This is a genomic window from Geodermatophilus arenarius (assembly GCF_042654585.1).
In the GTDB taxonomy this organism is placed as follows: Bacteria; Actinomycetota; Actinomycetes; order Mycobacteriales; family Geodermatophilaceae; genus Geodermatophilus; species Geodermatophilus arenarius.
This window is the reverse complement of record NZ_JBHSGR010000024.1, coordinates 1-19,497: the sequence shown is the minus strand read 5'-3', so window position 1 is coordinate 19,497 and position 19,497 is coordinate 1. Positions and strand designations below refer to the sequence as shown.

Sequence of the window (19,497 nt, the reverse complement as noted above, 5' to 3'; positions counted from 1 at the left end):
CTCAGACGGAGGCGGGCACCCGCTCGTCGAGGCCGTTCGCCTCGCGGACCACGTCCACGACCTGGCCCATGATGTCGGTGAGCCCGAAGTCCTTCGGCGTGAACACCCGGGCCACGCCCTGCTCGCGCAGCCGGCGGGCGTCGCTGTCGGGGATGATCCCGCCGACGACGACCGGGACGTCGTCCAGGCCGGCCTCCTGCAGGCCCCGCAGCACCGCCGGCACCACCTGCAGGTGCGAGCCGGAGAGCACCGACAGCCCGACGACGTGCACGTCCTCCTCGATCGCGGCCGAGACGATCTGCGCGGGCGTGAGCCGGATGCCCTGGTAGACCACCTCGAAGCCGGCGTCGCGGGCGCGGACGGCGATCTGCTCCGCGCCGTTGGAGTGCCCGTCGAGGCCGGGCTTGCCGACCAGGAACCGCAGCCGCCCGCCGAGCTCCTCGCCGGTGGCGCGCACCCGCTCGCGGACCCGCGCCAGCGTCTCGTCGGCCTCGCCGCCGCCGGTGGCCGCGGCCACGCCGGTGGGGGCGCGGTACTCGCCGAACACCTCGCGCAGCACGCCCGCCCACTCCCCCGTCGTCACGCCCGCCCGGGCGCACTGCAGGGTCGCCTCCATGAGGTTGACGTCGCTGCCGGCGGCCTCCCGCAGCGCGGCCAGCGCGGCCTCCACCGGCGCCGGGTCGCGCTCGGCCCGCCACTTCCGCACCGCCTCCTGGGCGGCGTTCTCGACGGCGGGGTCGACGACCTGGATGGCGGCGTCGAGGTCGGCCAGCAGCGGGTTGGGCTCGGTGCCCTCGAACCGGTTGACGCCGACGACGACGTCCTCGCCGTTCTCCATCCGGCGCCGCCGCTCGGCCAGCGAGGCGACGAGCTGCCCCTTCATGTAGCCGGACTCGACGGCGGCCACCGCCCCGCCCATCTCCTGCACCCGGGCGATCTCGGCGCGGGCGCCCTCGACCAGCTCGGACACCTTCCGCTCCACGACGACCGACCCGGTGAACAGGTCGTCGTACTCGAGCAGGTCGGTCTCGTAGGCGAGCACCTGCTGCAGCCGCAGCGACCACTGCTGGTCCCACGGCCGGGGCAGGCCCAGCGCCTCGTTCCACGCCGGCAGCTGCACCGCGCGGGCGCGGGCGTCCCTGGACAGCGTGACCGCGAGCATCTCCAGCACGATCCGCTGCACGTTGTTCTCCGGCTGCGCCTCGGTCAGGCCCAGGGAGTTGACCTGCACGCCGTAGCGGAAGCGGCGGTGCCTGGGGTCCTGCACGCCGTAGCGCTCCTGCGTCAGCTCGTCCCAGAGCTGGGTGAAGGCGCGCATCTTGCACATCTCCTCGACGAAGCGGACGCCCGCGTTGACGAAGAAGGAGATGCGCGCGACCACCTCGCCGAAGCGCTCCTGCGGCACCTGGCCGGAGTCGCGCACCGAGTCCAGGACGGCGATCGCGGTGCTCATCGCGTAGGCGATCTCCTGCACCGGCGTCGCCCCGGCCTCCTGCAGGTGGTAGCTGCAGATGTTGATCGGGTTCCACTTCGGCATCGCCGTCACCGTGTAGGCGACCATGTCGGTGATCAGCCGCATCGAGGGCCCGGGCGGGAACACGTAGGTCCCCCGCGACAGGTACTCCTTGATGATGTCGTTCTGCGTCGTCCCGGCGAGCTTCGCGACGTCGTGCCCGTGCTCCTCGGCGACCGCCTGGTAGAGCGCGAGCAGCCACATGGCGGTGGCGTTGATCGTCATCGACGTGTTCATCTCGTCGAGCGGGATGCCGTCGAACAGCGCCCGCATGTCGCCGATGTGCGTCACCGGGACGCCGACCTTGCCGACCTCACCGACGGCGAGCTCGTCGTCGGGGTCGTAGCCGGTCTGCGTCGGCAGGTCGAAGGCGACCGACAGGCCGGTCTGCCCCTTCGCCAGGTTCCGGCGGTAGAGCGCGTTGGACTCGGCCGGCGAGGAGTGGCCGGCGTAGGTGCGCATGACCCAGGGACGGTCGCGCTCCTTCGGCGATGAAGGGAACGGCATGCCAGCGGAGTGTAGGGGTGTTACCGGCCAGTAGCAGCACCGGTCCGGGAGCCCCGCGGTGGCACACTCGGTCGTGTGCGACCGGGCCGGGAGAGGCCCGGACGCCGCCCGCCGAGGGGAGGCGCCGTGCTGCAGCCGGGCAGTCTGAGCTACATCGCCGGGCCGGTCATCGCGATCGTCGTCATGGTGCTGCTGGCCCTCTTCATGCGCTGGGCCTTCGGCGGGAGCCCCACCGGGGGCGTGCGCCGGCGCCGTCCCCCACCCACCGACGACGGTCTGCTCACGCGGGTCGCCACGCTGTCCCGCCGCGAGTCGGCGCTCGCGCTGCGCGCGGTGCTCTCCGACGCCGGGATCCGCTCGACGGTCCGCTTCCCCGAGGCGCACCGCGCCGACGTGCTGGTCTTCCCCGAGGACGCCGCCCGCGCCCGGGCGCTCGCGTCCTCCTTCCCCGCGGCGTAGCCCTCCCGCGGGCTCAGAGGTCGCCCGGGCGCTCGACGCGCTCGATCTGCACGCCCAGGCCGCGCAGCTGCTCGACGAAGTCGGGGTAGCCGCGGTCGACGTGGTGCACGTCCTGCACCTCGGTGACGCCGTCGGACAGCAGCCCGGCCAGCACCAGCCCGGCGCCGGCGCGGATGTCGGTGGCCACCACGGGCGCCGACGACAGCCGCTCCCGCCCGCGCACGACGGCGTGGTGGCCGTCGATGCGCACGTCGGCGCCCAGGCGCACCAGCTCGTTGACGAACATGAACCGGCCCTCGAACACGTTCTCGGTGATCAGGGCCGTGCCGGTAGACACCGCGGCCAGCGCGACCGCCATCGGCTGCAGGTCGGTCGGGAACCCGGGGAACGGCAGCGTGACGACGTCGACCCCGCGCGGCCGCTCGTCCATGGCGATCCGGACGCCGTTCTCGACGACCTCCACGGTGGCGCCGGCGCTGACCAGCTTGTCCAGCGGGACGGCGAGGTGGTCGGGGACGGCCCGCTCGACGACGACGTCGCCGCGGGTCATCACCGCGCCGATCGCCCACGTCCCGGCGACGATGCGGTCGGGCACCGTCGAGTAGGTCACCGGCGACAGCGCGTCGACGCCCTCGACGGTGAGCGTGGAGGTGCCCGCGCCGTCGATGCGGGCGCCCATCGCGGTGAGCATCGAGCAGATGTCGACGATCTCCGGCTCGCGGGCGGCGTTGTCGATGACCGTCGTCCCCTCGGCCAGGACCGCGGCCATGAGCAGGTTCTCCGTGGCGCCGACCGACGGGAAGTCCAGCCAGATCGAGGTGCCCACCAGCCGCGGCGCGGAGGCGACGAGGAAGCCGTGCTCGCTGTGGATCGAGGCGCCGAGCCGCTCCAGGCCGGAGATGTGCATGTCCAGCCCGCGGGAGCCGATCGCGTCGCCGCCGGGCAGCGCCACCCGGGCGCTGCCGCAGCGGGCGACCAGCGGGCCGAGCACGCTGATCGAGGCGCGCATCTTGCGGACCAGGTCGTAGTCGGTCTCGGTGGCGGGGTCCTCCGGCACGTCGACGACGACCCGGCCGCCGCCCCCGGGCTGCCCCGAGCGCTCGTAGCCGACGCCGCAGCCGAGCCGGCGCAGCACCTCGCTCATGATCGCGACGTCGAGGATGTCGGGGACCTCGTCGATCGTCGTCCGCCCGGAGGCCAGGAGCGCGGCCGCCATGAGCTTGAGGGCGCTGTTCTTCGCCCCCGTGACCCGTACCCGGCCCCTGAGGGCGGTGCCGCCGGTCACCTCGAAGCACTGCACCCGACCACCCTACGGCGCGTGCGCGGGCGGCTCCGGGCAGCGTCCCAGGCCGGTGGGCGCGCCCGCAGCAGCGCCTAGGCTGGGCGACCATGACGGTCCGGCTCACCCGCATCTACACGAAGACCGGTGACGCCGGGCAGACGCACCTGGGCGACATGAGCCGGGTGGCCAAGACCGACCCGCGGCTGGTCGCCTACGCCGACGTCGACGAGGCCAACAGCGTGCTCGGCGTGGCCCTGGCGCTGGGCGCGCCGTCGCCCGAGCTGGTCGAGCTCGTGCGCAGCGTGCAGAACGACCTGTTCGACGTCGGCGCCGACCTGTCCACGCCCGTGGTGCCCGACCCCGCGCACCCGCCGCTGCGGGTGACCGCCGCCTACACCGAGCGGCTGGAGGCGGCCTGCGACGAGCACAACGAGGCGCTGCCGACGCTGACCAGCTTCGTGCTGCCCGGCGGGACGCCGCTGGCGGCGCTGCTGCACCAGGCGCGGGTGGTCGTCCGGCGGGCCGAGCGCAGCGTGTGGGCGCTGCTGGAGGCCGACGGCGAGCGCACCAACCCGGAGACCGCCCGCTACCTCAACCGGCTCTCGGACCTGCTGTTCATCCTCGCCCGCGAGGCCAACCCCGGCGGCGACGTCCTGTGGGAGCCCGGGGCGCACAGCGGCGTCCACGCCCAGCGGGCCGCGCAGGGCTGACTCAGGCCCCTAGTGCACGGGCGGGGCCGACTCCACCCAGGAGAGGAACCCCGTCACCGTGGAGGGGTCCATGGCCAGCTCCTTGCGGCCGGCGCCGGTGGCGCAGGTCAGGACGACGGCGTCGTCGGGCAGGGCGACGTCGTCCCGGCCCGGGGGCCGCCGGCCCTCGACCTGCACCTCCGTGCGGCACAGCCGCTGCTGCGGGCGGACCGACAGCGACAGCGCCCGGTACCAGAGCAGCGCCTCTCCCCCGTACCAGGCGACGCCCACCGACCACCGGGAGCTGCCGACCGGGCGCAGCCACATCGTCACCGCGCCGAGGCCGGAGAGCAGCAGCCGGCGTCGGATGAGGAAGGCGACCACCAGGACGACGACCAGCACCCCGGCGAGGACGAGCAGGGCGGTGGTCACCGTCGGCCGGGGCGGGCGGGGTCCGGTCGGGTCAGTCGGCCTGTCCGGCGGCCCGCAGGCGGGACTGGGCGCGGCGGGCGGCGGCGAGGGCCTCGGGGTCGTCGCCGGCGGACTCGGCGCGGCGCAGCGCCTCGCGGGCCCGCTCGACGTCGATCTCGGAGGAGATCTCCGCGGTCTCGGCGAGGATGGACACGCCCTTGGGCGTCACCGACAGGAAGCCGCCGTGGGCGGCGACGACCATGTCCGGGCCCTCGGTCGTCCGGACGGTGACGACGCCACCGGGGGCGAGCTCACCGAGTAGCGGGGCGTGGCCGGGCAGGACGCCGATCTCGCCCTCGGTCGTGCGGGCGATGACCATGCTCGCCTCACCGGACCAGATGGTCCGCTCGACGGCCACCAACTCGACCTGCAGGGTCGCCACGACACTCCTCCGGGTCCACCGACGGGCGGTGCTGGGACGCCGGCCGGAAAACGGGCACGGCGACGGTCGTCGCCCACTCTAGCCGCGGGACCCGGACCACCCGGCGCGGGCCGCCCGGCGGTCACCCGGCCGGGCGGCGGACCCGGTCCTCCGTCAGGCGGCGCGACGGTAGAGCAGGGTCCAGCGGCCGACGCGGACCCACGGGTGGCGCACCGTCGAGGCGGGTGCCCACTCCTCGGTGTCGTAGGCGATGTCGTGCACGTGCGGTACGGACGTCGGCGGCCAGGTCCACCCGGGATCGGCGGTCCCGGCCGGCAGCCGGGTCACCGTGCCGTCGGTGCTGGTCGCGTCCAGCCACTCCATGGTCTTCTCCCACACCGCGCGTCCGGTCCCTCCGGGCGCCACCTGTCCGATCGGCAGCAAGGCTCCCGCTCTCGAGGTGCACCCGGGAAGGCACCTGCCCACGAGCGCGGGTGCGTCAACCCCCCGGCGCGCCACGCCCGGGCCGGTCCCGACCGTGTGTGACCGGTCCTTCACACGAGGGGTACCCGGACGCACGACGGCCGGGCGTCCCCGCAGGGACACCCGGCCGTGACGTGGTGTGGTGTGGTCCCGTCCAGAGGCTCACCCCGAGCGTGCGAGGGGCGAGGAGGACGGGTCCTTCCTCAGCCGCGCTTGAGCTTCTCCGCGTTGCGCTCGAGGTCCTCGAGCCCACCGCACATGAAGAAGGCCTGCTCGGGCACGTGGTCGTAGTTGCCCTCGGTGAGCGCCTTGAAGGCCTCGAGGGTCTCCGACAGCGGCACGAACGAGCCCGGCTGACCGGTGAAGGCCTCGGCCACGAACATGTTCTGCGAGAGGAACCGCTCGATCCGCCGTGCGCGCTGCACGGTGACCTTGTCCTCCTCGGAGAGCTCGTCGATGCCGAGGATCGCGATGATGTCCTGCAGCTCCTGGTAGCGCTGGAGGATCTGCTTGACCGTCTGCGCGACCTGGTAGTGGTCCTGGCCGACGTACTGCGGGTCGAGGATCCGGCTGGTGGAGTCGAGCGGGTCGACGGCCGGGTAGATGCCCTTCTCCGAGATCGGCCGGGAGAGCACCGTCGTCGCGTCGAGGTGGGCGAACGTGGTGTGCGGCGCCGGGTCGGTGATGTCGTCGGCGGGCACGTAGATCGCCTGCAGCGAGGTGATCGAGTGACCCCGCGTCGAGGTGATCCGCTCCTGCAGCTCGCCCATCTCGTCGGCGAGGGTCGGCTGGTAACCCACGGCGGAGGGCATGCGGCCCAGCAGCGTGGACACCTCGGACCCGGCCTGGGTGAACCGGAAGATGTTGTCGATGAAGAGCAGCACGTCCTGGTTCTGCTCGTCGCGGAAGTACTCCGCCATCGTCAGCGCCGACAGCGCCACCCGCAGCCGGGTGCCCGGCGGCTCGTCCATCTGGCCGAAGACCAGCGCGGTGGACTCGATGACGCCGGACTCGGTCATCTCGGTGATGAGGTCGTTGCCCTCGCGGGTGCGCTCGCCGACGCCGGCGAACACCGACACGCCACCGAACTCCTGGGCGACCCGGCGGATCATCTCCTGGATCAGCACGGTCTTGCCCACGCCGGCACCGCCGAACAGGCCGATCTTCCCGCCGGCCACGTACGGGGTGAGCAGGTCGATGACCTTGATGCCGGTCTCGAGCAGCTCGGTGCGGCCCTCGAGCTGGTCGAACCGCGGCGCGTGCCGGTGGATCGACCAGTGCGGGGCGTCGGCGCCGTGGCCGGGGGCGTCCAGGCAGTCGCCGAGGGCGTTGAAAACGTGGCCCTTGGTGACGTCGCCGACCGGCACGCTGATCGAGGCGCCGGTGTCGCTGACCGCGGCGCCGCGGACCAGGCCGTCGGTGGGCTGCATGGAGATGGTGCGGACCACGTTGTCGCCCAGGTGCTGGGCGACCTCGAGGGTCAGCGTCTTGCTCAGGTCGGCGAGCGCGACGTCGACCCGGAGGGCGTTGAACAGGTCGGGCATCGCGTCGCGCGGGAACTCGACGTCGACGACCGGCCCGGTGACCCGGACGACGCGGCCTGTCGCCTGGGTGGTCGGACGGTCCTCGGTGACGGTCATGAGGGGGCTCCTCGGTCAGGTGGATCGGAGGCCCGGCCCCCGCCTCGGGCGGGGGCCGGGGTGGTCAGTCGTCGGCGTTGGCTGCGACCAGCGCGTCGGCGCCACCGACGATCTCGCTGATCTCCTGGGTGATCTCGGCCTGGCGCGCCTGGTTGGCCTGGCGGGAGAGGCTCTTCGCCAGCTCCTCGGCGTTGTCCGAGGCCGACTTCATCGCCCGCCGCCGCGACGCCGACTCCGAGGCCGCGGCCTCGAGCAGCGCCGCGTAGATGCGGGTGGTGACGTACTTCGGCAGCAGCGCGTCGAGCAGCGCGTCGGGCGAGGGCTCGAACTCGTACGAGGTGGGGACCCCGGAGTCGCCGGTGCGCCCGGCCTCGCGGTCCTCCCGCTCGAAGTCGAACTCCTCGACCTCCTCGACCTCCAGCGGGGCCAGCCGCTTGGCGACCGGGACCTGCGCGAGCAGCGACCGGAACTCGGTGTAGACGATGTGCAGCTCGTCCACGCCGGCCACGCCGTCAGGACCCGCGCCGTCGGCGTCGTCGGCCCCGGCGGTGAACGCGTCGATGAGGACGCGCCCGACCTCCTGGGCGTCGGTGTAGGCCGGCTGCTCGGAGAACCCGGTGAAGGTCTGCACCACCGGCCGGTTGCGGAAGGAGTAGTAGGTCTCCCCCTTGCGGCCGATGACGTAGACCTGCGGCTCCTTGCCCTCCTGCCGCAGCAGCGACAGCAGCTCCTCGGTGCGCCGCAGCACGTTGACGTTGTACGAGCCGGCGAACCCGCGGTCGGAGGTGACCACCAGCACCGCGGCCCGCCGGGTCGACTGCCGCTCGGTGAGCAGCGGGTGCTCGAGCGAGGCGGACGACGCCAGCGCGGACAGGACCCGGGTGATCTCCCGGGCGTACGGCTTGGACGCCTCCACCCGGGCCTGGGCGCGCACGATGCGGGCGCCGGCGATCAGCTCCTGGGCCGAGAAGATCTTCTTCGTCGACTGGGTGGAGCGGATGCGGCGCCGCAGCGCGCGGAGGGAACCGGCCACCGGTCAGGCCTTCTTGACCTGGACGCGCTCCTGGCCACGCTCGGACGCGTCCATGGCCTCGGCCTCGGGCTCGTTGACCAGCGAGGTGCCGTCGGAGGTCGTGAACTGCTGGTAGAAGCTCTCGACGGCGCGCTCGAGGCTGCTCACCGCGTCGTCGCCGAGGGCCCGCGAGGTGCGGATCTCGTCGTAGACGCCGCTCTCGCCGCGGCCGATGTAGTCGAGGAACTCCGACTCGAACCGGCGGACGTCGGACACCGGCACGCGGTCGAGCTTGCCGGTGGTGCCCAGCCACAACGAGACGACCTCGCGCTCGACCGGGTACGGCTGGTACTGGCCCTGCTTGAGCAGCTCCACCAGGCGCTGGCCGCGGTCGAGGGTGGCCCGGCTGGAGGCGTCCAGGTCCGAGGCGAACGAGGCGAACGCCTCGAGCTCGCGGTACTGGGCCAGGTCCAGGCGCAGGCGGCCGGCGACCGACTTCATCGCCTTGATCTGCGCCGAGCCGCCGACCCGGGACACCGAGATGCCCACGTTGATGGCCGGGCGGACACCGGAGTTGAACAGACCGGTCTCGAGGAAGATCTGCCCGTCGGTGATCGAGATGACGTTGGTCGGGATGTAGGCCGACACGTCGTTGCCCTTGGTCTCGATGAGCGGGAGACCCGTCATCGACCCGGCGCCCAGGTCGTCGGAGAGCTTGGCGCAGCGCTCCAGCAGCCGGGAGTGGAGGTAGAAGACGTCACCCGGGTACGCCTCGCGGCCCGGCGGGCGGCGCAGCAGCAGCGAGACCGCGCGATAGGCCTCGGCCTGCTTGGACAGGTCGTCGAAGACGATCAGGACGTGCTTGCCCTCGTACATCCAGTGCTGGCCGATGGCCGAGCCGGTGTAGGGGGCGATGTACTTGAAGCCGGCGGCCTCCGACGCGGGAGCGGCGACGATGGTCGTGTACTCCATCGCGCCGGCCTCCTCGAGGGAGGCGCGGATCGCCGCGATCGTGGAGCCCTTCTGGCCGACGGCGACGTAGATGCAGCGGACCTGCTGCTTCGGGTCGCCGGTCGCCCAGGCCTGCTTCTGGTTGATGATCGTGTCGAGCACGATCGCCGTCTTGCCGGTCTGGCGGTCGCCGATGACCAGCTGGCGCTGCCCGCGGCCGATCGGGGTCATGGCGTCGATGGCCTTGATCCCGGTCTGCAGCGGCTCGTGCACCGACTTGCGCTGGACGACGGTGGGGGCCTGCAGCTCCAGCGCGCGGCGGCCGGTGGTGGCGATCTCGCCGCCGCCGTCGATCGGGTTGCCGAGCGGGTCGACGACGCGGCCGAGGTAGCCGTCGCCGACCGGCACCGACAGGACCTCGCCGGTGCGGCGGACCTGCTGGCCCTCCTCGATGCCGGCGAAGTCACCGAGGATGACGACGCCGACCTCGCGGACGTCGAGGTTCAGCGCGAGACCGCGGACGCCGCTCTCGAACTCGAGCAGCTCGTTGGTCATGACCGAGGGCAGGCCCTCGACCCGGGCGATGCCGTCGCCGGCCTCGGTGACGATCCCGACCTCCTCCCGGGACACGTCCGGGGAGTACTCGGTGACGTAGTTCTGGATGGCACTGCGGATCTCGTCTGCGGAGATCGTCAGCTCGGCCATGGCACGCGTCCTCTTCCCTGCTGGGTCGTGCTGTCTGTGGTCTGGGGTGGGGCGGGTCAGCCGGCGAGCCGGCGGCCGGCGGACTCGAGCCGGTTGGCGATGCTGCCGTCGATGACCTCGTCACCGACGCGCACGACCAGGCCGCCGAGCACCTCGGGGTCGACCGTCACCTGCAGGCCGATCGTCCGCCCGTAGATCCGGCCGAGCACGTCGCGCAGCCGCTGCTCCTGCGTCGCGGTCAGCGGCACCGCCGTCGTGACGTGGGCGACCGAGCGGCCGCGCCGGGCGGAAGCGGCCACGGACAGCCGCTCGACCCGGTTCTCCGCGTTACCGACGTGCCGGACGGTCAGCGAGTTCCGCAGCAGCTGCTCGGTGACCGGGCTGACCCGGCCCGACAGGAGCCGGTCGAGCAGCGCCGCGCGCCCCTCGGCCGGTGCCGCGTCGTCGGAGAGGATGCGGGACAGCCCCGGGTCGCCGCCGACGATCCGGCCGAAGCGGAACAGCTCGTCCTCGACACCCTCGAGCTCGCCACGCGCCTCGGCGGCGTCCAGCGAGGCCTCGGTGGCCAGGGTCTCGGCGGCCTCGACCAGGTCCAGCGGCCGCGACCACCGCTGGCGGGCGACGGTCTCGACCAGGTCGACGGCGGCCTCGGAGACCCGCCCGCCGAGGATCCGGCGGGCCAGTCCGGCCCGGTCGGCCGGCTTGGCCGCCGGGTCGGACAGGGCCCGGCGCAGCGCGACGTTGCCGTCGAGCAGCCGCGCGACGGCGAACAGCTCGTCGGCCAGGGCCAGCAGGCCCGGGCCGGCGGCACCGGCCGTCGTCGCGGCGAGGCGCTCGCGGCTGACCGCGAGCGCCTCCCGGCTGGAGGCGTCCATCAGCGGTCGCCGCCGGGGACGAACACCGTGCTGCCGGTGCGGCCGTTGCCCGCCGCACCGCCGGCCATGCCGTCGAGCTGGTCGAGGAACCGGTCGACGGTGCCGCGGCGCCGGGCCTCGTCCTCCAGGGACTCCCCCACCACGCGGCCGGCGAGGTCGACGGCCAGCGTGCCGATCTGGCCGCGCAGCTCGTTGATGACCGACTGGCGCGAGCTGGCCAGCTGCTCCTCGCCGCGGGCGACGATGCGCGCCGACTCCTCCTGCGCCTGGGCCCGCAGCTCCTCGAGGATCTGCTGGCCCTCGGCCCGGGCCTGGTCCCGGATCTGCGCGGCCTCGGTGCGTGCCTCGGCCAGCTGGGCGCGGTACTGCTCCAGCGCGGCCTTGGCCTCGGCCTGCATGGCCTCCGCCCGCTCGATGCCACCCTCGATGGCCTCGCGGCGGGCCCGGAAGACCTGCTCGAAGCGCGGGGCGATGAACCGGAAGAAGACCAGCATGACGATCGCGAACGCGATCAGCCCGATGACGATCTCGCCCAGCGGCGGGATCAGCGGGTTGTGGGCTTCCTCCGCTGCGAGGATTCTCATGGTCTCAGTGTCCCTGTCTCAGTCGGTGCCGGCCCGCGGGCGCGGATCAGGTGCCGAAGACGAAGGGGACGACGAAGCCGATGAGCGCGAGCGCCTCGGAGAGCGCGAACCCGAGGAACGCGTAGGTACGGGTCAGGCCGGCCGACTCGGGCTGCCGGGCGGTGGCCTGGATGTAGGCGGCCCACACGATGCCGACGCCGATGCCCGGGCCGATGGCGGCGAGGCCGTAGCCCACGGAGCCGATGCTGCCGGACAGCTCAGCCAGAAGATCCATGACGGGGTGTTCCTCCTGTGTCGTCGCCCGGTGTCTCCGGGCGGCTTGCGGGGGTCTTGGGGGGGTGGTGCGGTCCGGGAGGTGCGCGCTCAGCCGGTCAGTGCTCGGCCTCGATCGAGCCGTTGAGGTAGGTCCCCATCAGCACGGTGAAGACGTAGGCCTGCAGGAAGATGACCAGCAGTTCGAAGAAGGTCATGACGATCGCCATCAGCGCCGAGATCGGGCCGAAGACGATCGAGAAGTTGTCCCGGCTGAACAGGTAGACCGCGCCGAGGGAGAAGACCACCAGCAGCATGTGGCCGGCGAACATGTTCGCGAAGAGCCGGACGGCGAGCGTGAAGGGCCGGACGATGAAGTTCTGCAGGATCTCGATCGGCGTGACCAGGACGTACATCGGCTTGGGCACGCCGGGCAGGAACAGGATGTCCTTGAAGTAGCGGCCGGCGCCCTGCTCGCGGATGCCGATGTAGATGTAGAGCACCCAGCAGATGCCGGCGAGGACCAGCGGGAACGCGAACCGCGACATGGGGGAGATCTGCGCCAGCGGCAGGATCGCCATCAGGTTGTTCGCGAGGATGAAGAAGAACAGCGACGCGAGGAACGGCGCGAAGGGGATCCCCTTGGGGCCGACGACGTCGCGGGCGATCCCGTCCCGGACCAGCGAGTAGCCGCTCTCGCCGATGAACTGCATCTTGCCCGGCACGATCTGCGGCCTGCGGACCGTGAGGACCATGAAGACGAGCATCGCCAGCGTGGCGAACCACAGGCCGAGCGTGATGCGCGTGATCTCGAAGTCGATGCCGAGCAGCGAGAACTCGGCGAGGGGCTCCGGGTAGAACTCGCTCAGGCCGGGGGCCTGGAAGCCGTCGCCGGACCCGCCGCCCTCGGCGGCGAGCACGTCCGTGAGCGCGAGGGCGCTGGAGGTCACCGTGGTCCCTTCTGCGTCCTGGGCCGGCTCCGTCGTCCGCCCGGGGTGTTGCCCTGCTCGGGTGCACCAGGGTCTGGTGGCAGCCCGCCGAACCGTTTGACGACCAGGTAGATGGCCGCCGAGATGCCGAGGAGGATCCCGACCGGCAGGAACACCCGCGTGTCCAACCACCGGTCGAGCAACCACCCGGCACCGCCCCACACGGCCATCCCGGAGATCATGGTCCCGATGACGGCCCAGCCGGTCTCGGCACCGCTGCCCCGAGGGGCTGGTCGCGCAGGTCGGGGCCGGGGCTCCCCACGGGTGGGGTCGTCCTCGGCCATCGCCGGGACACTATCAGCCGGGCGTGGGGGCGCCTCCCGGTGCCGGGGGGACCGTCGCCTGACCGGGTGGCGCGGGCGGCGTGACGTAGTACAGCGGACGGGTCCAGACCCACCGCAGCTGCACGCCGCTCCACAGCAGGGCCCCCACGACCACCGCCCACGCGAGGGTCCGCCGGTCGAGCCAGCCGTCCTCCGGCAGCGCGTTGAGGATGCCGAACAGCACGACCGCCTTGACGAAGAAGGTGCCCAGGGCGGCCGGCAGCGTGAAGGTGTCGTCGACCCGCCCGGCCCAGGCGATGACCACACCGGAGAGGACGAAGAACGCCGTCACGACCAGGGCTCCGACCAGCACCCCGACCGCGTCGGCCCACCCGGCGACCAGCCCGGCCACCAGCGCGGCGACGACCGCGACCGTGCCGGTGACCAGCGTGCCGACCTTGAGGAACGACAGGTCCCACGGGACCTGCGGGGCCGGGCGGGGCGCGCTCACCGCAGCCCCTGGCCGGCGCCGGCCGCACGGGGGGCGGACGGCGTCGGCGGCGCCGGGGCAGGTGCGGCGGCCGGCACCGGGGGCGGCGCGGGCGTCGCCGGCTCCGGGGACCGGCGCCCGGCGCGGTGCGCCCGCGCGGTCGGGTGGGCGGCGCGGCTGCGGCGGCGCTGCTCGGCGATCTCGGCGGCCCGGGCCTCGCGGGCGGCACGCCGGGCGTGCGGGGCGAGGACGACGACGACACCCACGACGAGCAGCACCCCGATCACGACGAGCAGCTCGACCGTCCCGCCGGTGACCGACAGGGCCACCGCGCCGAAGGACAGGAGAGCCGCCCAGAAGTACATGGTCAGCACCGCCCGGCGGTGCGAGTGTCCGATGGACAGCAGCCGGTGGTGCAGGTGCATCTTGTCCGGCGAGAACGGCGACTGCCCGCGCCGGGTGCGGCGGACCACCGCGAGGAGCAGGTCGACGAACGGGATGAAGAGCACCGCGATCGGCACCAGCAGCGGCAGGGCCAGCGGCAGGAGGCTGGCCGCGGAGTCGAAGGACTGGGCGTCGACCCGGCCGGTGGCGCTCACCGCGGCGGCCGAGAGCATCAGCCCCACGAGCATCGACCCGGAGTCGCCCATGAAGATGCGCGCCGGGCTGAAGTTGTGCGGCAGGAAGCCCAGGCAGGCGCCGGCGAGCACCGCCGTCACGAGGGCCGGGGCGCTGGCGACCTCGTCGTAGCCGACCCGGCTGAGGTTGTAGCTGTAGGCGAAGAAGGCCAGCGCCGCGATGGCCGAGACGCCCGCGGCCAGCCCGTCGAGGCCGTCGATGAAGTTGAGCGCGTTGACCGTGAGGACGGTCAGCAGGATGGTCAGCGGCACGCCGACGTCCGGGCCGAAGGAGATGGTCCCGATGTCGGCGACCGGCAGGAACAGGAACGCCAGCTGGACACCGAGCAGCACCATGACGCCGGCGGCGGCGATCTGGCCGGTGAGCTTGGTGAGCGCGTCGAGGCCGAACTTGTCGTCGAGCACGCCGAGCAGGCAGATGAGCCCGCCGGCGACGAGGACGGCGGCGGTCTGCGAGTCGTCGAAGGTGCGCTGCAGGGCGGGCAGCCGGGTGGCCACCAGCACCGCCGCCGCGACCCCGAGGTACATGGCCACGCCGCCGCCGCGCGGGGTGGGGATGACGTGCACGTCGCGCTCGCGGGGGGCGGCCATCATCCGCAGCCGCACCGCCGCGATCCGCACCACCGGCGTGGCCAGGAAGGTGACCAGGCCCGCGGTCAGCAGGACGACGGCGTACTCGCGCACGGCTCAGCCCCCGTGCGGACCGCGCGCGGTCCCGGCCGGGCGCGCGGCGGGCGTGCTCATCGCGACGGGGCTCCCGGGGGCGAGGCGGCGGGCGGACGGGACTGGCGGTACCCCCACGGTATCCCCCCGTCACCGGACGGAGCGGGATCCGCAGCCGCCGGCGACGGGGCCCTAGTCCGTGACCTCGGGCACGACCTCGCGCAGCCGCTCGACCGGCACCGCGCCCACCCGCAGCACGCGCGGCACCGGGCCGGTGCAGTCGACGATCGTGCTGGCCGCCGAGCCCGCGCGCGGGCCGCCGTCGAGGACGACCGCGGCGTGCTCGCCGAGCTGCGCGTCCGCCTCCTGCGCGTTCGTGGCGGCGGGCCGGCCGGAGCGGTTGGCGCTGGACACGGCGAGCGGGCCGGTGCGGCGCAGCAGGTCGCGGGCGACGTCGTCGTCGGGGAGGCGGACGGCGACCGTCCCCTCGGCGTCGCCGAGGTCCCAGGCCAGCGACGGCGCGTGCTCGACGACGAGGGTCAGCCCGCCCGGCCAGAAGGCCTCGGCCAGCCGCTGCGCCACCCGGGGCACGCTCATGGTCAGCCCGGCCATCGTCGAGGCCTCCCCGATCAGCACGGGGACCGGCATGGCGCGGCCGCGGTTCTTCGCCGCCAGCAGGCCGGAGACCGCGGCGGGCGAGAACGCGTCGGCGCCGACGCCGTAGACGGTGTCGGTGGGCAGCAGGACCAGCTCGCCGCGGGCGATCGCGGCGGCGGCGGCGGCGAGACCCGCGGCGCGCTGCTCGGGGTCGGTGCAGTCGTAGAGGTCGGCCACGGGCGGTCAGTCTCCCCCAGCCCGGACGGCGGTCGTGAACCGCGGCCTCCCGGCGAGGTCGGGGTGGTCCGCGACGGCGGTGAAGTCGCCGGTGCCGCGCACCAGCGCGGGCAGCGCACTCCCCTGCGCGTCGGCGTGCTCGACGCCCAGCCCGCCGCCGGGGCGCAGCAGCCGGGCCGCCGTCGTCAGCAGCCCGCGGACGACGTCGAGTCCGTCCGGGCCGCCCCACAGCGCCAGCGGCGGGTCGTGGTCGACGACCTCCCGCGGCACCCGCGCGCCGTCGGGGACGTAGGGCGGGTTGGAGACGACGAGGTCGACGGTGCCGTCGAGGTCGCGCAGCAGGCCCGGGTCGGTCATGTCGCCGGCGAGCACGGTGACCGGCCGGTCCCCTGCCGCGGCGCGCAGGCCGGCGTTGTGGCGGGTCCACTCGATCGCCTGCGGGTCGCGCTCGACGGCGGTGACCCGCGCGCCGGGGTGCTCGTGCGCGATCGACAGCGCGATCGCGCCGGACCCGCTGCCCAGGTCGACGACGACCGGCTCGTCGACGCCGGCCAGCCGCGCCAGCGCCCACTCGACGAGCTGCTCGGTCTCGGGCCGGGGCACGAACACGCCGGGGCCGACGGCGAGCTCGAGGTGGCGGAACGGCGCCCGGCCGGTGAGGTGCTGCAGCGGGACGCGGGCGGCCCGCTGGTCGAGCAGCGCGGCGAAGCGGGCGGCGGCGTCGTCGTCGACGTCGTCGAGGGTGAGCAGTGCCGTCCGGGTGGCGCCGAGGACGTGGGCGAGCAGCAGCTCGGCGTCCACGCGGGGCGACTCGACGCCGGCCTCGGCCAGGCGGCGGGCGGCGCCGGCGAGCAGCGTGCGGGTGTTCAGGACCCGGCCGCCAGCAGCTCGGCGGTGTGCGCGCGGGTGAGCGCGTCGATGACCGGGTCGAGCTCGCCGTCGAGGACGGCGTCGAGGTTGTGGGCCTTGAAGCCGACCCGGTGGTCGGAGATGCGGCTCTCCGGGAAGTTGTAGGTGCGCACCCGCTCGCTGCGGTCGACCGTGCGGACCTGGCTGCGGCGCTGGTCGCTGGCGGTGGCCGCGGCCTCCTCGCGGGCGGCGGCCAGCAGCCGCGAGCGGAGCACCCGCAGCGCCGACTCGCGGTTCTGCAGCTGGCTCTTCTCGTTCTGCGAGCTGACCACGATGCCGGTGGGCAGGTGGGTGATGCGGACGGCGGAGTCGGTGGTGTTCACGCTCTGCCCGCCGGGGCCGGACGAGCGGAAGACGTCGATGCGCAGGTCGTTCGGGTCGACGGTGACGTCGACCTCCTCCGCCTCGGGCAGCACGAGGACGCCGACGGCGGAGGTGTGGATCCGGCCCTGCGACTCGGTGACCGGCACCCGCTGCACCCGGTGGACGCCGCCCTCGAACTTCAGCCGCGACCAGATGCCCTCGTCGGTGCGGGACTTCACCGCGATCGAGACGTCCTTGTAGCCGCCGAGCTCGGCGGGGACGGCGTCGAGGACCTCGGTGGCCCAGCCGCGGCGCTCGGCGTAGCGCAGGTACATGCGCAGCAGGTCGCCGGCGAACAGCGCGGACTCCGCGCCGCCCTCCCCCGCCTTGATCTCGAGGATGACGTCCTTGTCGTCGTCGGGGTCCTTCGGGAGCAGCAGCTCGCGCAGCCGGTCGGTGAGCTCGTCGATGCGGGTCTCGAGGCCGCGGGCCTCCTCGGCGAAGGAGGGGTCCTCGGCGGCCAGCTCGCGGGCGGCGTCGAGGTCGTCGCGGGCGGTGTCGAGCGCGCGGGCGGTCTCCACCACGGGCGCGAGCTGGGCGTAGCGGCGGCCCAGGCGCCGGGCGCGGCCGGCGTCGGCGTGCACCGCGGGGTCGGCGAGCTCCGTCTCCAGCGCGGCGTGCTCCTCGAGCAGCCCGCGCAGCCGGTCGGGCGCGGCGTCGGTCGGGCTGCTCATGGCGTACCTCTCGTGCGGAGTGGAGCGGGGGTGGACACGACGACGGCGCCCGTCCCACGCGAGGTGGGACGGGCGCCGTCGGGGGTGCTACTTGCCGGCGGTGGCGCCGCGCTTGCCGAACCGCTTCTCGAAGCGGGCCACGCGGCCACCGGTGTCGAGGATCCGCTGCTTGCCCGTGTAGAAGGGGTGGCAGGCGGAGCAGGTCTCGACGGTCAGCGTGCCGCCGGGGGCGGTGCTGCGGGTGGTGAAGGTGTTCCCACACCCACAGGTCACCGTGGTGGTGTGGTAGTCGGGGTGGATACCGGACTTCATGATGCGGGCCTCTTCCGGGGACGTCTCGGTGCTGTTGTCGTGAACGCCGGCGGCCGGCCGGTCATTCCGGCCCTGCTCGGCGCGCTGGCGCGGGGCTCGGCCGACCAGTATCCCCGATCGGCCGAGCGCGGCGGCGGGCGGTGCGTCAGTCGCGCTCGGGGCCGAGCGTCGTCTTCTGGATCTGCATGAGGAACTCGACGTTGTTGCGCGTCTTGCGCAGCTTGTCGAGCAGCAGCTCCAGCGCCTGCTGCGGCTCGAGCGCGGCGAGCACCCGGCGCAGCTTGATGACGATGGCCAGCTCGTCGGGCGAGAGGAGGATCTCCTCCTTGCGGGTGCCCGACGCGTTGACGTCGACGGCCGGGAAGACCCGCTTGTCCGCCAGCCGGCGGTCGAGCTTGATCTCCGCGTTCCCCGTGCCCTTGAACTCCTCGAAGATGACCGTGTCCATCGTCGAGCCGGTCTCGACCAGCGCCGACGCGAGGATGGTCAGCGAGCCGCCGTTCTCGATGTTGCGGGCGGCCCCGAGGAAGCGCTTGGGCGGGTAGAGCGCCGTCGAGTCGACACCGCCGGACAGGATCCGCCCGCTGGCGGGGGCGGCCAGGTTGTAGGCGCGGCCCAGGCGGGTGATCGAGTCCAGCAGGACGACGACGTCGTGGCCCATCTCGACCAGGCGCTTGGCGCGCTCGATCGACAGCTCCGCGACGGTGGTGTGGTCCGACGGCGGCCGGTCGAAGGTCGAGGCGATGACCTCGCCCTTCACCGAGCGCTGCATGTCGGTGACCTCCTCGGGCCGCTCGTCGACGAGGACGACCATGAGGTGGCACTCGGGGTTGTTCGTGGTGATCGCGTTGGCGATCGCCTGCAGCACCATCGTCTTGCCGGCCTTGGGCGGCGACACGATGAGCGCGCGCTGCCCCTTGCCGATCGGCATGACCAGGTCGATGACCCGGGTGGTCAGCTGGTGCGGGTCGGTCTCCAGCCGCAGCCGCTCCTGCGGGTAGAGCGGGGTCAGCTTGGTGAACTCCGGCCGGTTGCGTGCCTGCTCGGGGTCCAGGCCGTTGACCGAGTCGAGGCGGACCAGCGCGTTGTACTTGTCCTTGCGCTCGCCCTCGCGCGGCTGGCGGACCGCGCCGGTGATCGCGTCACCGCGGCGCAGGCCGTGCCGGCGCACCTGGGACAGCGACACGTAGACGTCGTTGGGGCCGGTCAGGTACCCCGAGGTCCGGACGAACGCGTAGTTGTCCAGGACGTCGAGGATGCCGGCGACCGGCAGCAGGACGTCGTCCTCGCTGACCGTCGGCTCGCTGGGCTGGTCGAAGCGGTCCCGGCCGTTGCGGCGGTTGCGGTCCCGGTAGCGGCGCCCGCGACGGCCGCGGCCGCCCTCGAAGTCGTCGTCGTCCTCGTCGTTGCGGTTGTCCGCGCGGTCGTTCCGGTCGGTGCGGTCGTTCGGCCGGGCGTTGCGGTCGGTGCGCTCGCCGCGGTCGGGGCCGCGCCCGTCGCGCTGGCCATCGCGCTGGCTCTCGCGGTTGCCGTCGCGCTGCCCGTCGCGGTTGCCGCGCTCGGCGCGGTCGCCGTCGC

General features: G+C 73.5%; 22 protein-coding genes. 2 read left to right on the top strand and 20 right to left on the bottom strand.

All coding sequences use genetic code 11. The features are described from left to right. Position 1: 1 nt before the first annotated feature. Entirely contained in the window at positions 2-2,020 is a 2,019-nt protein-coding gene (locus ACFO3M_RS18970) for a protein meaA (protein WP_387992488.1), read from the bottom strand. 126 nt (positions 2,021-2,146) lie between these two features. Here ACFO3M_RS18970 and ACFO3M_RS18965 point away from each other — a divergent pair, with 126 nt between their 5' ends. Further along, the gene (locus tag ACFO3M_RS18965) at positions 2,147-2,479 is read left to right on the top strand and encodes a hypothetical protein (protein WP_387992485.1); all 333 of its coding nucleotides are present in this window, start codon (positions 2,147-2,149) and stop codon (positions 2,477-2,479) included. Positions 2,480-2,492: 13 nt separating this feature from the next. On the opposite strand, the gene murA is transcribed toward ACFO3M_RS18965, so the two are convergent. After that, entirely contained in the window at positions 2,493-3,779 is a 1,287-nt protein-coding gene (gene murA / locus ACFO3M_RS18960; protein WP_387992482.1) for a UDP-N-acetylglucosamine 1-carboxyvinyltransferase, read from the bottom strand. 89 nt (positions 3,780-3,868) lie between these two features. On the opposite strand from murA, the gene ACFO3M_RS18955 reads away from it, so the two are divergent. Further along, positions 3,869-4,471, top strand: coding sequence for a cob(I)yrinic acid a,c-diamide adenosyltransferase (locus tag ACFO3M_RS18955; RefSeq protein ID WP_387992479.1), 603 nt, complete (start codon positions 3,869-3,871; stop codon positions 4,469-4,471). A 9-nt stretch (positions 4,472-4,480) separates the two neighbouring features. On the opposite strand, the gene ACFO3M_RS18950 is transcribed toward ACFO3M_RS18955, so the two are convergent. The 18 genes from ACFO3M_RS18950 to rho form a co-directional block, all read right to left on the bottom strand. Next, positions 4,481-4,882, bottom strand: a complete 402-nt coding sequence (locus tag ACFO3M_RS18950; protein ID WP_387992476.1) for a DUF2550 domain-containing protein — start codon at positions 4,880-4,882, stop codon at positions 4,481-4,483. Positions 4,883-4,913: 31 nt separating this feature from the next. After that, the gene (locus ACFO3M_RS18945; protein ID WP_387992473.1) at positions 4,914-5,303 is read right to left on the bottom strand and encodes a F0F1 ATP synthase subunit epsilon; all 390 of its coding nucleotides are present in this window, start codon (positions 5,301-5,303) and stop codon (positions 4,914-4,916) included. A gap of 153 nt (positions 5,304-5,456) precedes the next feature. Continuing rightward, positions 5,457-5,681 carry a hypothetical protein gene (locus ACFO3M_RS18940; protein ID WP_387992470.1) on the bottom strand — a complete coding sequence of 75 codons (225 nt, stop codon included), beginning with the start codon at positions 5,679-5,681 and terminating at the stop codon, positions 5,457-5,459. Positions 5,682-5,968: 287 nt separating this feature from the next. Then, entirely contained in the window at positions 5,969-7,405 is a 1,437-nt protein-coding gene (gene atpD, locus ACFO3M_RS18935) for a F0F1 ATP synthase subunit beta (protein ID WP_387992467.1), read from the bottom strand. 64 nt (positions 7,406-7,469) lie between these two features. After that, positions 7,470-8,438 carry a F0F1 ATP synthase subunit gamma gene (locus ACFO3M_RS18930; RefSeq protein WP_387992464.1) on the bottom strand — a complete coding sequence of 323 codons (969 nt, stop codon included), beginning with the start codon at positions 8,436-8,438 and terminating at the stop codon, positions 7,470-7,472. 3 nt (positions 8,439-8,441) lie between these two features. Then, the gene (gene atpA / locus ACFO3M_RS18925; protein WP_387992461.1) at positions 8,442-10,073 is read right to left on the bottom strand and encodes a F0F1 ATP synthase subunit alpha; all 1,632 of its coding nucleotides are present in this window, start codon (positions 10,071-10,073) and stop codon (positions 8,442-8,444) included. 56 nt (positions 10,074-10,129) lie between these two features. After that, positions 10,130-10,948, bottom strand: coding sequence for a F0F1 ATP synthase subunit delta (locus ACFO3M_RS18920; protein WP_387992458.1), 819 nt, complete (start codon positions 10,946-10,948; stop codon positions 10,130-10,132). Beyond that, positions 10,948-11,532, bottom strand: coding sequence for a F0F1 ATP synthase subunit B (locus tag ACFO3M_RS18915; RefSeq protein WP_387992455.1), 585 nt, complete (start codon positions 11,530-11,532; stop codon positions 10,948-10,950). The genes ACFO3M_RS18920 and ACFO3M_RS18915 overlap by 1 nt, the downstream gene beginning before the upstream one ends. Before the next feature lie 46 nt (positions 11,533-11,578). Then, positions 11,579-11,806 (bottom strand): ATP synthase F0 subunit C, encoded by a 228-nt coding sequence (gene atpE, locus ACFO3M_RS18910; protein ID WP_387992453.1) that lies wholly within the window; start codon positions 11,804-11,806, stop codon positions 11,579-11,581. Positions 11,807-11,903: 97 nt separating this feature from the next. After that, positions 11,904-12,734: a F0F1 ATP synthase subunit A gene (atpB, locus tag ACFO3M_RS18905; RefSeq protein ID WP_387992450.1), complete on the bottom strand. Its 831-nt coding sequence runs from the start codon at positions 12,732-12,734 to the stop codon at positions 11,904-11,906. After that, complete coding sequence (locus ACFO3M_RS18900) at positions 12,731-12,955, bottom strand: AtpZ/AtpI family protein (protein WP_387992448.1); 225 nt, start codon at positions 12,953-12,955, stop codon at positions 12,731-12,733. Before ACFO3M_RS18900 ends, atpB begins: the two co-directional genes overlap by 4 nt. A 115-nt stretch (positions 12,956-13,070) precedes the next feature. Continuing rightward, complete coding sequence (locus ACFO3M_RS18895) at positions 13,071-13,547, bottom strand: hypothetical protein (protein ID WP_387992445.1); 477 nt, start codon at positions 13,545-13,547, stop codon at positions 13,071-13,073. Beyond that, on the bottom strand, positions 13,544-14,848 hold the full coding sequence (locus ACFO3M_RS18890) for a glycosyltransferase family 4 protein (protein WP_387992442.1): 1,305 nt from the start codon (positions 14,846-14,848) through the stop codon (positions 13,544-13,546). Before ACFO3M_RS18890 ends, ACFO3M_RS18895 begins: the two co-directional genes overlap by 4 nt. A gap of 171 nt (positions 14,849-15,019) precedes the next feature. Further along, positions 15,020-15,661, bottom strand: a complete 642-nt coding sequence (locus ACFO3M_RS18885; RefSeq protein WP_387992439.1) for an L-threonylcarbamoyladenylate synthase — start codon at positions 15,659-15,661, stop codon at positions 15,020-15,022. A 6-nt stretch (positions 15,662-15,667) separates the two neighbouring features. Further along, entirely contained in the window at positions 15,668-16,516 is an 849-nt protein-coding gene (gene prmC, locus ACFO3M_RS18880; RefSeq protein ID WP_387992648.1) for a peptide chain release factor N(5)-glutamine methyltransferase, read from the bottom strand. Between the two features lie 11 nt (positions 16,517-16,527). Continuing rightward, positions 16,528-17,607: a peptide chain release factor 1 gene (prfA, locus tag ACFO3M_RS18875; RefSeq protein WP_387992436.1), complete on the bottom strand. Its 1,080-nt coding sequence runs from the start codon at positions 17,605-17,607 to the stop codon at positions 16,528-16,530. Positions 17,608-17,694: 87 nt separating this feature from the next. Then, the gene (gene rpmE / locus ACFO3M_RS18870; RefSeq protein ID WP_387992433.1) at positions 17,695-17,919 is read right to left on the bottom strand and encodes a 50S ribosomal protein L31; all 225 of its coding nucleotides are present in this window, start codon (positions 17,917-17,919) and stop codon (positions 17,695-17,697) included. A 145-nt stretch (positions 17,920-18,064) separates the two neighbouring features. Continuing rightward, positions 18,065-19,497 (bottom strand): transcription termination factor Rho (gene rho / locus ACFO3M_RS18865; RefSeq protein ID WP_387992430.1); only part of this gene is annotated, 1,433 nt, incomplete at its 5' end.